Raw genomic sequence first — 14637 nt, forward strand, 5'->3', positions numbered from 1 at the left:
ATGAGCGTTCGGGTCCAGACCGCGCCCTTCGATCCAGGGGCGGAAACCAATGCCATGCACGCGGCCAACGTCGGCGTTGGTGCCGTGGTGGCTTTCGTTGGTTATGTGCGTGACTTCAATGATGGTCGGGAAGTGGCGGGGATGTTCCTCGAGCATTACCCGGGCATGACCGAGAAGGCGCTGGGCAAGATCGTCATTGAGGCCGAGGCACGCTGGCCGCTGCTCAAGGTCGAGGTGCTGCACCGGATCGGCGCACTCGAACCGGGCGAGCCGATCGTCTTCGTCGGCGTCGCCAGCGCCCACCGCCAGGCGGCATTCGACGCCTGCAACTTCATCATGGACTACCTCAAGACTCGCGCGCCGTTCTGGAAAAAGGAACAGACCCGCGAAGGCCCGCGTTGGGTCGAGGGCAAGCAGAGTGATGCTGACGCCGCCGAGCGTTGGTAGTGAGGGGCAGTCGCAAGTCGCAAGCTTGAAGCTGCAAGAAAAAAGCTGGAACGCCATCGACTGTTTCCTCTTGCAGCTTGGCGCTTGTAGCTTGCACCTACCGTGTGTACGATAAAGTCCATAATAGAAATATAAGTATAAAATTGTTCGGCCATTGGCCGGCCCCTTTCCTCTGTCTTGTCACCCCCAACACAACAACGAGCGAGAGAGCCCCATCATGAAGACCTCCAACCTGATCGCCGGTCTGGCGCTGGGCCTGCTGGCCAGCAGCCCTGTGTTCGCGGCCGACGACGTTCTGCGCATCGGCATCGAGGCTGCTTACCCGCCCTTTGCCTACAAGACCCCGAACGGCATCGAAGGCTTTGACTACGACATCGGCAACGCGCTGTGCGCCGAGATGAAGGTCAAGTGCCAGTGGGTCGAGCAGGAATACGACGGCCTGATTCCGTCGCTGAAGGTCAAGAAGATCGACGCGGCCCTGTCGTCGATCACCATCACCGAAGAGCGCAAGAAGTCCGTGGACTTCACCAACAAGTACTACTTCACGTCGGCGCGCCTGGCGATGAAGGAAGGCACCCAGGTGGACGATCAGTACGCAGCCCTGAAGGGCAAGCGCATCGGTGTGCAGCGCGCCACCACGACTGACCGCTATGTGCGTGCGGTGCTGGAGCCCAAGGGCGTGATCGTGGTGCCGTATACCACCAACGAAGAGATCTTCCTGGACATGGAAAGCGGGCGCCTGGACGGTGTGTTCGCCGATACCATCCCGCTGCAACTGGGCTTCCTCGACACGCCACGGGGCAAGGGCTTCGCCTTTGTCGGCCCTGAGCTGAAAGATCCGAAATTCGTCGGTGAAGGCGCCGGTATCGCCGTGCGCAAGGGCAATACCGAACTGGTGAAGAAACTGAACGATGCCATTGCCGCAATCCGCGCCGATGGCGAGTACCAGAAGATCCAGGCCAAGTATTTCAAGACCGACATCTACGGCGACTAATCGCCTGACTCAAGCGCCCGAGGCTGCTGCCATTTTGTAGGAGCGAGCTTGCTCGCGAAGCGGTACCCGCAGCCTCAGGCCTTGAGTTCCTTCAGGTGTTTGTACACCGTCGCCCGCCCCATATTCAGCACATTGGCCACATAGTTGGCCGCACTCTTGCCGCGGAACGCGCCTTCGGCGTGCAGGGCCAGGACCAGCTCGCGCTTGTGGTCGCGGTTGAGCACATTGAGGCTGAGCTGACGCTGGCGCAGCCAACTGTTGAGAAAGGTATTGATCCGCTCCTGCCAGTCGTCGCGAAACAGGGCGTCGGGCTGTGGGATCAATTTGCTGGGTGACAGGAACAAATCCAGCGCCGCCTTGGCGTTCTCGAACAGGGAAATATTCAGGTTGATGCACAACACGGCCTGCGGGTTGCCCGTGGCGTCGCGCAGCACCGTGCTCAGGGAGCGGATCTTCTGCCCGTCCCAGTTGAGCTTCTCGTAGGGGCCGATATTGGTCTCGTCGGTACCTTCCTCGAACATGTCCTCCAGCGCCGCGTCGTCACCGATTTCGCGCTTGGACAGGTTGTTGGCGATGTAGTCGATCTTCTGTGTGCGCAGATCGTGCAGCACGACTTCGGCATGGGGGAAGAACAGCGTGGCGATGGCATCGGCGATCGCCCGGTAGTTCTGCAGGACATCATCGGGTGTCGACATTCGGGCGGGCTCCGGACGGGTTCAGCGCCCTGGGGCCAGGGCGCTGGGAGTGTGCCGCAAACGCGCGGGCGCGTCATCCTTCCTGGCGGGTGGCCAGGCGCGCGGGCGAGAGTTGCTCGGCGCTCAGGCCGAAATCACCGAGGTGGGCGGGCAGGGGCTCGCCACGCACCAGCGCGGCGCTGGCCTGGCCCATCGCCGGCGAGGTCTGGATACCGTAGCCGCCTTGCGCCGCGACCCAGAACAGGCCGGGTACATCGCCGTCGAAACCGGCCACCAGGTCACCGTCGGCGACGAAGCTGCGCAGTCCGGCCCAGGTGCGGAACGGGCGGCGGATGCTCAGCGTGGTGGCTTCCTCGATCTGGTAGATGCCCATGGCGATGTCCAGTTCTTCGGGCTGCACGTCGTGGGGCTCGACCGGGTCGGCGTTGCACGGCGAACCGAGCAACATGCCGGCGTCCGGCTTCATATAGAAGGACTCGTCGAGGCTGACCAGCATCGGCCAGTCGTGGGTGTCCAGGTCGGCCGGTGCTTCGAAGATGAACGCGGCACGCCGCTTGGGTTGCAGACCCAGTGGACGGGCGCCGGCCAGTTGGCCGATGTGGTCGGCCCAGGCGCCGGCGGCGTTGATGACTACCGGCGCGCGGAATTCGCCGCGGCTGGTTTCCACGCGCCACTGGCCGTCGTCCTCGCGGTGCAGGGCGAGGACTTCACAGTCACCGTGCACTTCGCCCTGCTGGCGGCGGATACCGCGCAGGTAACCCTGATGCAGGCCGTCGGTGTCGATGTCGCTGGCGCTCGGGTCGTACAGCGCGCCGTGGACTTTCTCCCGACGCAGTACCGGCAGGCGCGCGCAGGCCTCATCGGCGCTGAGCAATTGCATCTCCGGCACGCAGGCGCGGGCGCTGTCGAACTGGCGTTGCAGTTCGGCGGCATCGCCGTCGAAGTCCACGGTCATCTCGCCGCGCGGGGTTAGCAGCGGATGCTCGGCGAAGCCGGCTGGCGGCTGGTCGAAGAACGCCCGGCTGGCCAGGGTCAGGGCGCGGACTTGCGGCGTACCGTAGGCGGCGGTGTACAGCGCCGCCGAGCGACCGGTGGAGTGATAACCCGGCAGCGTCTCGCGTTCGAGCAGCAGCACCTGGCCATGCGCGGCCAGCCAGTAGCCGGTGGACGCGCCGGCGATACCGGCGCCGATGATGATGAAGTCAGCCTGTTGCATGGGACCTCCGACGCTGTCAGCGCGCGCGTTGCAGGTGGTACAGGGCGTTGGCCAGGGCGATGTCTTCCAGGCCGAGGCCGATGGAGCGGAAGAACGCATGGCGTTGGTAGTCCGGGCGTGGAGCCTGGCCGCTGATCAGTTCCGGCAGGTCGCCGACAATGGCGTCGGTCTTCCAGCCATGCTCTTCGGCGGCCAGGCGCATTTCACCGGCGCTGCCCGGTGTGGTCACCCGGTAGTCGCAGTACACGTCCATCGCCGCGAGGCTGGCCGGTGGCACCTCATGAGCACGCACCGCATTGGTGCTGATGGAGGTGATCAGTGCCGGCTTGCTCAGCTTGGCCGGATCGATGACCGGCTTGGCCGACGAGGTGCACAGCAGGATCACGTCGGCATCGACCAGGGCCGCTTCGGCGTCGTCGTGCAGGCTCAGGCGTGGATCGAGGGTGGTGAGGGCATCACGCTCGCTGGCGCTCTTGCCGTTCAGGCTCGGCGAGTACAGGCGGATGTCCTGCCATGGGCGCAGGTTGCGCACGTAATGCAGATGAGCGCGGGCAATCGGGCCGCTGCCGATAAGGGTCAGGCGCCGGGCGTCGGCCGGGGCCAAGGCATCGACGGCCACGGCGGTGGTGGCGGCGGTGCGCGCGGTGGTCAGTTCGCCGGCGTCGCACAGCAACAGCGGTTGGCCGCTGTCCATGGACATCAGCAGGGTCCAGGCGGTGACCAGCGCGCCTTGCTCACGGACGATGTAAGGCGAAGTCTTGACCCCGTAGACGCGCTCCTGCGCCAGCACGCCGCCGTAATTGATGAAGTCGCCTTTGCCGGACGGGAATTCCACCAGCTGCTGCGGTGGCTGCACCGCCTGGCCGGCTGCCAGGTCGCGGAACAGATCACGCAACACCTGGGGAACATCCACCTGGGTGAGCAATTGACGGGCGTGCTGCTGGTCGAGAACGAGGGGCGCGGCCATTCGGGACTCCGGGGTGACTGGTTTATAAACTAATTTTTCCATTATGGACTTTTAGTTTAATTTTTATCTATCCCGGGACACAAAAAAGATGGGGCTGCCGAGAGGCCTTCGCGAGCAAGCTCGCTCCTACAGGCCGGTATGGTCTGAATCTGTAGGAGCGAGCTTGCTCGCGAAAAATTGCAGCCATAAAAAAACGCAGCTCCAAGGCTGCGTTTTCTCGATCATCCGTGCTTACGCGGCACTGATTTCAACAACTCGGTCGGCGGCATCTCGCAGCTGATCTTGCGACCCAGCAACGTCTCGATCGCCGGCAACTGGTAGGAGTCATCCTCACCGGCAAAGCTGATCGACACACCGCTGGTCCCCGCACGACCGGTACGGCCGATACGGTGCACGTAATCGTCCGGATCTTCCGGCAGGGTGAAGTTGATCACGTGGCTGATGCCATCGATGTGGATACCGCGACCAGCCACGTCGGTGGCAACCAGCACGGTAATGAGCCCTTCGCGGAAGCTTTCCAGGGTGCGGATGCGCTTGTGCTGGGGCACGTCGCCAGACAGTTGCGCGGCATTCACGCCGTCGCGCACCAGTTTCTCTTCGATGCGCCGCACTTCGTCCTTGCGGTTGGCGAAGACGATCACCCGTTCCCACTTGTTTTCGGTGACCAGGTTGTACAACAGCTTGTACTTGTCGCTGCCGGCGACGGCGTAGACGTGCTGTTCGACGGTTTCGCTGGCGACGTTCTCCGGCTCGATCTCGACGATGGCCGGATCGGTGGTCCACTGCTTGGCCAGGTTCATCACGTCTTCGGTGAAGGTGGCCGAGAACAGCAGGGTCTGACGCTCGCTCTTCGGCGGGGTCTGGCGAATGATCTGACGCACCTGCGGGATGAAGCCCATGTCGAGCATGCGGTCGGCTTCGTCCAGCACCATCACTTCGACCATGTCCAGGTGCACTTCGCCGCGCTGGTTAAAGTCCAGCAGACGGCCAGGGGTGGCAACCAGGATGTCGCAGTGGCGGGCTTCGAGGGCCTTGAGCTGCTTGTCGTAGTCCATGCCGCCGACGAAGGTCATCACGTTCAGGCCGGTGTACTTGGTCAGCAACTCGGCGTCCTTGGCGATCTGCACCACCAGTTCCCGGGTCGGGGCGATGATCAGCGCCCGTGGCTCACCCATGTAGCGCTCTTTCGGCGGTGGGGTCTGTTGCAACTGGGTGATGATCGAGATCAGGAAGGCCGCAGTCTTGCCGGTGCCGGTCTGGGCGCGACCGATGGCGTCCTGGCCACGCAGGGTGAAGCCCAGGACCTGGGCCTGGATCGGCGTGCAATAAGGAAAGCCGAGGTCATGGATGGCGTGCATCAGCTCGGGGGAGAGCTTGAAGTCGTGGAAACGGGTTTTGCCTTCCTGTGGCTCGACGGCGAAGTCTTCCAGCTTCCAGGTCGAAGCTTGTGGTTTTGGCTTGCGCTCGCGGCGAGGTTTGGCAGCGGCAGCGGGTTCGGCGCGAACGGGTTGGGGTTCCTCGGCCTTGAGCGGGGCCACCGGTGCGGGAGCGGTGGCCGGCGTGGGAGGCTGCATCACGGGAGCAGCGCTTTCGGCGGCGAGTGGCTCATCCTCGCCTTTGCCGAACATCTTCTTGAGTGCTTTGAGCACGGTCTTCTCGTCAATTGATTAAGGAATGTACGCCGGGCAGTGTAATGCAAGATTCGGGCTCGGCGTAGCGGATTGCACTGACAACTACAGGGAATGCGACCGTCAGCGCAAGCGCTCTGTCAGCCAGGCGCCAATGTCGTTGATTTCCTCCGGCAGCACCGCGTGTTCCATCGGGTATTCCTGCCATTGGGCGCTGACGCCCCATTTTTTCAGGTACTCGAAGGCCGTACGGCCCATGGCCGGCAGTACTACCGGATCGTAGACGCCGTGCAGGCACAGCGCGGGGATGCGTTGCTGGCTGGCGCTGAGCTGAAGGTCGTCCTTGAAGGTCGGCGCGTAGGTGGACAGGGCCATCACCCCGCCGAGCGCTTCTTGCCACTTTATATAAGCGGTGTGCAGCACCACTGCGCCGCCCTGGGAAAAACCGGCCAGGATGATGCGGCTGGCGTGGATGCCGGCGCCGCGTTGTTCTTCGATCAGTTCGATGACGTGGGCGGCGGATTCTTCCAGTTGCGCCTCGTCGATCGCCCGGGCCGGGCTCATGGCCTTGATGTCGTACCAACTGGGCATTTCATAACCACCATTGATCGTCACCGGGCGACTCGGCGCCTGGGGCATTACGAAACGTGTGCTGAGCAAATGCTCCTGCAGGGCTTCGGCTACTGGCATGAAGTCGTAGCGGTCGGCGCCCAGGCCGTGCAACCAGATCACACAAGCGTCCGCAGTTTTCTGGGGTTCGAGAATCAAGGGTTTGGTCATGACTGCTCCAAAAAAGTGCACGCGATCTCAATGAGGTGCATGAAAAAAAGGCACGAGGGGGCAATACGGAAGAAAGTGTCGCATTGCTGCAACTTTGTACGTTTTTAGAGACTGAATCGCTTTAGCCGAGTGATCTGGTACGCGCTTTGCAAATTCACCTTCGACGTGAGGCTAAATGTTTCTACGGTAACACCCCTCATGGGTAACCCAAGGCTGTCACAGAACAGCGTATTGCGCCAATTGACCCAATAACAAGCCGAAACGGGTCGGATGCGCCTCATAAGGGTGCGGTGCAAAACCGGCTCACACAACAAGAGCGATCTGGAGGTTTGAATGAAGATGTTGAAATCCACCCTGGCAGTCATGACGGCTGCCGCTGCGCTGGGCCTGAGCTCCTTCGCCCACGCGGGTGCGACCCTGGATGCGGTGCAGAAGAAAGGTTTCGTGCAGTGTGGCGTGAGTGACGGTCTGCCGGGCTTCTCGGTGCCGGACGCCAAAGGCACCATCGTCGGGATCGACGCCGACGTCTGCCGCGCAGTAGCTGCGGCGGTATTCGGTGACGCGACCAAGGTCAAGTTCAGCCAGCTCAACGCCAAGGAGCGCTTCACCGCGCTGCAGTCCGGCGAAGTCGATGTGCTGTCGCGCAACACCACCTGGACCAGCTCGCGTGACTCCGGCATGGGCCTGGTGTTCGCCGGCGTCACCTACTACGACGGCATCGGCTTCCTGGTGAACAAGAAGCTCGGCGTTTCCAGCGCCAAGGAACTGGACGGTGCCACCATCTGCATCCAGGCCGGTACCACCACCGAGCTGAACGTCTCCGACTACTTCCGCGCCAACGGTCTGAAATACACCCCGATCACCTTCGACACCTCCGATGAAAGCGCCAAGTCGCTGGAATCCGGTCGTTGCGACGTGCTGACCTCCGACAAGTCGCAACTCTACGCACAGCGTTCCAAGCTGGCCGCGCCGACCGACTACGTGGTTCTGCCGGAAACCATCTCCAAGGAGCCGCTGGGCCCGGTGGTGCGCAAGGGTGACGAGGAGTGGTTCAGCATCGTCAAGTGGACCCTCTTCGCCATGCTCAATGCCGAAGAAATGGGCATTACCTCGAAAAACGTCGAGGCGGAAGCCAAAGCCACCAAGAACCCTGACGTGGCGCGCATGCTCGGCGCCGACGGCGAATACGGCAAGGACCTGAAACTGCCGAAGGACTGGGTGGTGCAAATCGTCAAGCAAGTGGGTAACTACGGCGAAGTGTTCGAGAAGAACCTCGGCAAGGCTACCCCGCTGCAGATCGACCGCGGTCTGAACGCCCTGTGGAACAACGGCGGCATCCAGTACGCGCCACCGGTGCGCTGATTGGGTCGGCCCGCGGCGGCGAGGTTGCCGCCGCGGGCCGTTACGTTCCTTCTCTTCGGGGCTTTTCATGCAAAATCCACCCAAGGGCTTGTCCCTGAACGACCCACGTGTGCGTGCGTGGCTGTTCCAGATCCTCACCATTGTCGTGGTGGTCGGTCTGGGCTGGTACCTGTTCCACAACACCCAGACCAACCTGCAACACCGGGGCATCACCTCGGGCTTCGACTTCCTTGAGCGCAGTGCCGGCTTCGGCATCGCCCAGCACCTCATTCCGTACACGGAATCCGACACGTACGCCCGGGTCTTCGTCATCGGCCTGCTCAACACCCTGCTGGTGACCGTCATCGGCATCATCCTGGCGACCCTGCTGGGGTTCATCATCGGCGTGGCACGACTGTCACCGAACTGGATGATCAACAAGCTGGCCACGGTGTATGTCGAGACTTTCCGTAACATCCCGCCGCTGCTGCAGATTCTCTTCTGGTACTTCGCGGTGTTCCTGACCCTGCCGGGACCGCGGGGCAGCATCAACCTCAACGACACCTTCTTCATCAGCAACCGTGGGCTGAACATGCCCGGGGCTTCGCTGGCCGATGGCTTCTGGCCGTTCGTGATCTGCCTGGTGGTGGCAATCGTCGCCGTGGTGCTGATGGTGCGCTGGGCCAACCGGCGTTTCGAAGCGACCGGCGTGCCATTCCACAAGTTCTGGGCCGGACTGGCCCTGTTGCTGGTGATCCCGGGGCTGAGCGTGCTGTTGTTCGGCAACCCGCTGAGCTGGGAACTGCCGCAATTGAAAGGATTCAACTTCACCGGTGGCTGGGTACTGATCCCCGAGCTGCTGGCGCTGACCCTGGCACTGACCATCTACACCGCGGCGTTCATCGCCGAAATCGTGCGCTCCGGCATCCGTTCGGTGAGCCACGGCCAGACCGAGGCGGCCCGTTCGCTGGGTCTGCGTGAGGGCCCGACCCTGCGCAAGGTGATCATTCCCCAGGCGCTGCGGGTAATCATTCCGCCGCTGACCAGCCAATACCTGAACCTGGCGAAGAACTCCTCGCTGGCCGCCGGTATCGGTTACCCGGAAATGGTTTCGCTGTTCGCCGGCACCGTGCTCAACCAGACCGGCCAGGCCATCGAGGTCATTGCCATCACCATGAGCGTTTACCTGGCCATCAGCATCAGCATTTCGCTGTTGATGAACTGGTACAACAAGCGCATCGCGCTGATCGAGCGGTAAGGAGACGCGCATGACTTCCCATGTTTTCAAACCCGATATGCCGCCACCGGTGAAAACCGTCGGCGTACTCGCCTGGATGCGCGCCAACCTGTTCTCCAGCTGGATGAACACCCTGTTGACGCTGTTCGCCATCTATCTGGTCTGGCTGATCGTGCCGCCGCTGCTGCAGTGGTCGATCTTCGATGCCAACTGGGTCGGCACCACCCGCGCCGACTGCACCAAGGAGGGCGCCTGCTGGGTGTTCATCCAGCAGCGCTTCGGCCAGTTCATGTACGGCTATTACCCTACCGAGCTGCGCTGGCGGGTCGACCTGACGGTCTGGCTGGCAGTGATTGGCGCGGCGCCGTTGTTCATCTCGCGCTTCCCGCGCAAGACGATCTACGGCCTGTGCTTCCTCGTTGCGTACCCGATCGTTGCCTACACCCTGCTGCACGGCGGCACCCTGGGTCTTGCCACGGTACCGACCAGCCAATGGGGCGGCCTGATGCTGACCCTGGTCATCGCCACCGTGGGCATCGTCGGCGCCTTGCCGCTGGGTATCCTTCTGGCCTTGGGCCGGCGCTCGAAAATGCCGGCGGTGAAAGTGGTCTGCGTGACCTTCATCGAGTTCTGGCGTGGCGTGCCGCTGATCACCGTGCTGTTCATGTCTTCGGTGATGCTGCCGCTGTTCCTGCCTGAAGGCATGAGCTTCGACAAGCTGCTGCGGGCGATGATCGGCGTCATCCTGTTCCAGTCGGCGTACATCGCCGAGGTGGTGCGCGGTGGTCTGCAGGCCATTCCCAAGGGTCAGTACGAAGCCGCCGCGGCCATGGGCCTGGGCTACTGGCGCTCGATGGGCCTGGTGATCCTGCCCCAAGCGCTGAAGCTGGTGATTCCCGGCATCGTCAACACCTTCATTGCCCTGTTCAAGGACACCAGTCTGGTGATCATCATCGGCCTGTTCGACCTGCTCAACAGCGTCAAGCAGGCGGCCGCCGACCCGGCCTGGCTGGGCATGGCGACCGAGGGCTACGTGTTCGCGGCCCTGGTGTTCTGGATTTTCTGTTTCGGTATGTCCCGCTACTCCATGCATCTGGAGCGCAAGCTGGACACAGGCCACAAGCGTTAGGAGAGATTTTGATGAGCGAAGCGATCAAACAGCCTGTGGGCCCTGAAGGCATTATTCAGATGCAGGGCGTGAACAAGTGGTACGGCCAGTTCCACGTGCTCAAGGACATCAACCTGAATGTGCGCCAGGGCGAGCGCATCGTGCTGTGCGGGCCTTCGGGTTCGGGCAAGTCCACCACCATCCGCTGCCTCAACCGTCTGGAAGAACACCAGCAGGGCCGCATCGTGGTCGATGGCGTTGAGCTGACCAATGACCTCAAGCAGATCGAGGCGATCCGCCGTGAAGTCGGCATGGTGTTCCAGCATTTCAACCTGTTCCCGCACCTGACCATCCTGCAGAACTGCACCCTAGCGCCGATGTGGGTGCGCAAGATGCCCAAGCGCAAGGCCGAGGAAATCGCCATGCACTATCTGGAGCGGGTGCGGATTCCGGAGCAGGCCAACAAGTTTCCCGGCCAGTTGTCCGGTGGTCAGCAGCAGCGTGTGGCGATTGCCCGGGCGCTGTGCATGAAGCCGAAGATCATGCTGTTCGACGAGCCAACCTCGGCACTCGATCCGGAAATGGTCAAGGAAGTGCTGGATACCATGGTCGGCCTGGCGGAAGACGGCATGACCATGCTCTGCGTGACCCACGAAATGGGCTTCGCCCGTACCGTGGCGAACCGGGTGATCTTCATGGACAAGGGGGAAATCGTCGAGCAGGCCGCGCCGGATGACTTCTTCGACCGGCCGCAGAACGAGCGGACCAAGTTGTTCCTGAGCCAGATCCTGCACTAATGAAAAGGGGCCGCAAGCTTCTAATGTCAGTCAGTTAAATCAATTAGGGCCGCTTTGCGGCCCTTCGCGAGCAAGCTCGCTCCCACAGGATCCTCGCCAAGGTGCAAGTTGTGGGAGCGAGCTTGCTCGCGAAGGGCTGCAGAGCAGCCCCAATATAGGCGCTGAAACGCTAATTGAATGGCATTAGCCGCAAGCGGCCCCGAAATCAGTTCTCTTCCTGCACCGCCGGCGCTGGCGGCGGTCGCAGACCTACCTCGGCAACCAGTTTCAGCGGCTTGCCATTGCGCACCACTTCGATCGCAACCTTTTCATTGGGCTTGATCCGCGCCACCTGGTTCATCGAGCGGCGGCCATCGCCGGCCGGTTCGCCATTGATGCTGAGGATCACGTCACCCAGTTGCAGACCGGCTTTCTGTGCCGGGCCATCGCGGAAAATCCCCGCCACCACGATGCCAGGCCGGCCCTGCATGCCGAACGACTCGGCGAGTTCCTGGCTCAGCGGCTGAACCTCGATACCCAGCCAGCCACGAATCACCTGGCCATGCTCGATGATCGACTTCATCACCTCCAGCGCCAGCTTGGTCGGAATGGCGAAGCCGATCCCTTGCGAGCCGCCGGATTTGGAGAAGATCGCCGTGTTGATACCGGTCAGGTTGCCGCTGGCGTCCACCAGCGCGCCGCCGGAGTTGCCGGGGTTGATCGCCGCGTCGGTCTGGATGAAGTCTTCGTAGTTGTTCAGGCCCAACTGATTGCGCCCGGTGGCGCTGATGATGCCCATGGTGACGGTCTGGCCGACCCCGAACGGGTTGCCGATGGCCAGGGCAACATCGCCGATGTGGATATTGTCAGAGCGGCCGATGGTGATGGCCGGCAGGTTCTTCAGGTCGATCTTGAGGACCGCAAGGTCGGTTTCCGGGTCGCTGCCGATGACCCGGGCCAGCGTTTCGCGGCCATCCTTGAGCGCCACCACGATCTGGTCGGCGCCGGCGGTCACGTGGTTGTTGGTCAGCAGGTAGCCTTCCGGGCTCATGATCACTGCCGAACCCAGGCTCGACTCCCAGCGCCGCTGCTTGGGCAGATTGTCACCGAAGAATCGACGGAATTGCGGATCTTCGAACAGCGGGTGGGCGGACTTGTTGACCACTTTGGTGGTGTACAGGTTGGCCACCGCGGGCGCCGCGTGGCTGACCGCATCGGCGTAGGACACCGGGCCCTGGACGATGCTGGTGGTCTGCGGCGCTTGTTGCAGGTTGACGTCCTGGCTGGGCAGGCCGACCCATTGGGGAAAACGCTGGATGACCAGCAGCGCGATCAGCACGCCGGTAAACAGTGGCCAGCCAAAGTAACGCAAAGCCTTGAACATTGAATGGATCCTGGAGGGTTGGCCCGAGCCGATGACGCAGTGGGGAAGTGATGAACGCGCGCGATCATACTTCGGCAAGACCTGTGCAGGAATAGCTAAATCATCCGGCGTGTGACGACGTTGGCCAGATGCCCCCAGGTTGTTGCCGCCGGTTTCCCCAACACAGTCGACGGCCCATAATGGCGGGCATTATACGGGGCCTTGCGCCGCGCTGAACTGCTGAATTGAGGACTCTTTCCATGGCTGTTGCCCTGACTACCCTGATCGAGGAAGCCGACCGCTACCTCGGTAGCGCGAAAATCCAGGATTACTGCCCCAACGGCCTGCAGGTCGAAGGCCGCCCGCAGGTCACCCGGATCGTCAGCGGCGTGACCGCCAGCCAGGCACTGCTGGATGCCGCCGTAGAAGCCGGGGCTGATCTGGTGTTGGTGCACCACGGTTACTTCTGGAAGGGCGAGAACCCCTGCATCACCGGCATGAAGCAGCGGCGCCTGAAAACCCTGCTGAAGAACGACCTGAGCCTGCTGTCGTACCACTTGCCGCTGGACGTTCACCCCGAAGTGGGTAACAACGTGCAACTGGCGCGGCAACTGGACATTACCGTGGAAGGTCCGCTGGACCCGAACAACCCGCGGGTGGTGGGACTGGTCGGTTCACTGGCCGAACCCGTGTCGGCGCGGGATTTCGCACGCCGCGTCAATGAAGTGATGGGCCGCGAGCCGTTGCTGATCGAAGGTGAGGGGATTATTCGCCGGGTCGGCTGGTGCACCGGCGGCGGCCAGGGCTATATCGACCAGGCGATCGCCGCCGGCGTCGACCTGTTCATCAGTGGCGAAGCCTCCGAGCAGACATTCCACAGTGCCCGGGAAAACGGCGTCAGCTTCATCGCCGCCGGTCACCACGCCACCGAACGCTACGGTGTGCAGGCGCTGGGTGACTATCTGGCGCGGCGTTTTGCCCTGGAGCATCTGTTCATCGATTGCCCCAATCCGGTCTGAATCCTAAAACGACAGGGCATATCCATATACTGTTTCGTTCTAGCCGGCTTCCTAAATAGAATCGGGCGCTGTGATAAAGTTGCCCGCTCGAACACGGCCCGCTTGGCCGTCCATAAGATCGTTTTCCCGTGAGTAGCCATGGTCGACAAACTGACGCATTTGAAACAGTTGGAGGCGGAAAGCATCCACATCATTCGTGAGGTGGCCGCCGAGTTCGATAACCCGGTGATGCTGTATTCCATTGGCAAGGATTCGGCCGTGATGCTGCATCTGGCACGCAAGGCCTTCTTCCCTGGCAAGCTGCCGTTTCCAGTGATGCATGTCGACACCCAGTGGAAATTCCAGGAGATGTACAGCTTCCGCGACAAGATGGTCGAGGAAATGGGCCTTGAACTGATCACCCACGTCAACCCGGAAGGTGTGGCGCAGGGCATCAACCCGTTCACCCATGGCAGCTCCAAGCACACTGATATCATGAAGACCCAGGGCCTGAAACAGGCGCTGGACAAGCATGGTTTCGACGCCGCCTTCGGTGGCGCGCGCCGCGACGAAGAGAAGTCCCGCGCCAAGGAGCGTGTCTACTCCTTCCGTGACAGCAAGCACCGCTGGGACCCGAAGAACCAGCGTCCCGAGCTGTGGAACGTCTACAACGGCAAGGTCAACAAGGGCGAGTCGATTCGCGTCTTCCCGCTGTCCAACTGGACCGAGCTGGACATCTGGCAGTACATCTACCTCGAAGGCATCCCGATCGTCCCGCTGTACTTCGCCGCCGAGCGTGAAGTCATCGAGAAGAACGGCACCCTGATCATGATCGACGACGATCGCATCCTCGAGCACCTCAGCGACGAGGAAAAGGCCCGTATCGTCAAGAAGAAGGTGCGTTTCCGTACCCTCGGCTGCTACCCGCTGACGGGCGCCGTCGAGTCGGAGGCCGAGACCCTGACGGACATCATTCAGGAAATGCTCCTGACCAGGACGTCCGAACGCCAGGGCCGTGTCATCGACCACGATGGCGCCGGTTCCATGGAAGACAAGAAACGCCAAGGCTACTTCTAATTTCAGGGTT

General features: G+C 62.1%; 14 protein-coding genes. 8 read left to right on the forward strand and 6 right to left on the reverse strand.

Features of this window, described 5'->3' with window-relative positions:
- Both moaE and DM374_RS10115 read left to right on the forward strand, forming a co-directional pair.
- On the forward strand, nucleotides 1-447 hold the full coding sequence (gene moaE, locus DM374_RS10110; RefSeq protein WP_110969712.1) for a molybdopterin synthase catalytic subunit MoaE: 447 nt from the start codon (nucleotides 1-3) through the stop codon (nucleotides 445-447).
- 217 nt (nucleotides 448-664) lie between these two features.
- Entirely contained in the window at nucleotides 665-1441 is a 777-nt protein-coding gene (locus DM374_RS10115; RefSeq protein ID WP_110969713.1) for an ABC transporter substrate-binding protein, read from the forward strand.
- A gap of 74 nt (nucleotides 1442-1515) precedes the next feature.
- Here the strand turns inward: DM374_RS10115 and DM374_RS10120 are convergent, their stop codons facing one another.
- The 5 genes from DM374_RS10120 to DM374_RS10140 all read right to left on the reverse strand — a co-directional run bounded on the left by DM374_RS10120 (nucleotide 1516) and on the right by DM374_RS10140 (nucleotide 6727).
- Nucleotides 1516-2136 (reverse strand): helix-turn-helix transcriptional regulator, encoded by a 621-nt coding sequence (locus DM374_RS10120; protein ID WP_110969714.1) that lies wholly within the window; start codon nucleotides 2134-2136, stop codon nucleotides 1516-1518.
- A 73-nt stretch (nucleotides 2137-2209) separates the two neighbouring features.
- Nucleotides 2210-3352: an NAD(P)/FAD-dependent oxidoreductase gene (locus DM374_RS10125; RefSeq protein ID WP_110969715.1), complete on the reverse strand. Its 1143-nt coding sequence runs from the start codon at nucleotides 3350-3352 to the stop codon at nucleotides 2210-2212.
- Between the two features lie 16 nt (nucleotides 3353-3368).
- Nucleotides 3369-4319, reverse strand: a complete 951-nt coding sequence (locus DM374_RS10130) for an ornithine cyclodeaminase family protein (RefSeq protein ID WP_191985318.1) — start codon at nucleotides 4317-4319, stop codon at nucleotides 3369-3371.
- A gap of 221 nt (nucleotides 4320-4540) precedes the next feature.
- Nucleotides 4541-5968: an ATP-dependent RNA helicase RhlB gene (gene rhlB, locus DM374_RS10135; RefSeq protein ID WP_110969717.1), complete on the reverse strand. Its 1428-nt coding sequence runs from the start codon at nucleotides 5966-5968 to the stop codon at nucleotides 4541-4543.
- A 102-nt stretch (nucleotides 5969-6070) separates the two neighbouring features.
- On the reverse strand, nucleotides 6071-6727 hold the full coding sequence (locus DM374_RS10140) for an alpha/beta hydrolase (RefSeq protein ID WP_110969718.1): 657 nt from the start codon (nucleotides 6725-6727) through the stop codon (nucleotides 6071-6073).
- A 333-nt stretch (nucleotides 6728-7060) separates the two neighbouring features.
- Here DM374_RS10140 and DM374_RS10145 point away from each other — a divergent pair, with 333 nt between their 5' ends.
- From DM374_RS10145 to DM374_RS10160, 4 genes are all read left to right on the forward strand, one after another.
- Nucleotides 7061-8089, forward strand: coding sequence for an amino acid ABC transporter substrate-binding protein (locus tag DM374_RS10145; protein ID WP_110969719.1), 1029 nt, complete (start codon nucleotides 7061-7063; stop codon nucleotides 8087-8089).
- Between the two features lie 67 nt (nucleotides 8090-8156).
- Nucleotides 8157-9326: an amino acid ABC transporter permease gene (locus DM374_RS10150; protein ID WP_110969720.1), complete on the forward strand. Its 1170-nt coding sequence runs from the start codon at nucleotides 8157-8159 to the stop codon at nucleotides 9324-9326.
- A gap of 10 nt (nucleotides 9327-9336) precedes the next feature.
- Nucleotides 9337-10434 carry an amino acid ABC transporter permease gene (locus DM374_RS10155; protein WP_095154603.1) on the forward strand — a complete coding sequence of 366 codons (1098 nt, stop codon included), beginning with the start codon at nucleotides 9337-9339 and terminating at the stop codon, nucleotides 10432-10434.
- Between the two features lie 11 nt (nucleotides 10435-10445).
- On the forward strand, nucleotides 10446-11210 hold the full coding sequence (locus tag DM374_RS10160) for an amino acid ABC transporter ATP-binding protein (RefSeq protein ID WP_095154605.1): 765 nt from the start codon (nucleotides 10446-10448) through the stop codon (nucleotides 11208-11210).
- 205 nt (nucleotides 11211-11415) lie between these two features.
- Here the strand turns inward: DM374_RS10160 and algW are convergent, their stop codons facing one another.
- A complete protein-coding gene (algW, locus tag DM374_RS10165) occupies nucleotides 11416-12573 on the reverse strand; it encodes a Do family serine endopeptidase AlgW (protein WP_095154607.1) in 1158 nt (385 codons plus the stop codon).
- Between the two features lie 239 nt (nucleotides 12574-12812).
- Between algW and DM374_RS10170 the strand changes: the two genes are divergently transcribed.
- Both DM374_RS10170 and cysD read left to right on the forward strand, forming a co-directional pair.
- Complete coding sequence (locus DM374_RS10170; RefSeq protein ID WP_110969721.1) at nucleotides 12813-13571, forward strand: Nif3-like dinuclear metal center hexameric protein; 759 nt, start codon at nucleotides 12813-12815, stop codon at nucleotides 13569-13571.
- Between the two features lie 138 nt (nucleotides 13572-13709).
- Complete coding sequence (cysD, locus tag DM374_RS10175; protein WP_095154611.1) at nucleotides 13710-14627, forward strand: sulfate adenylyltransferase subunit CysD; 918 nt, start codon at nucleotides 13710-13712, stop codon at nucleotides 14625-14627.
- The last annotated feature ends 10 nt before the right edge of the window (nucleotides 14628-14637 follow it).

The organism is Pseudomonas huaxiensis, from assembly GCF_003231275.1.
Lineage (GTDB): Bacteria > Pseudomonadota > Gammaproteobacteria > Pseudomonadales > Pseudomonadaceae > Aquipseudomonas > Aquipseudomonas huaxiensis.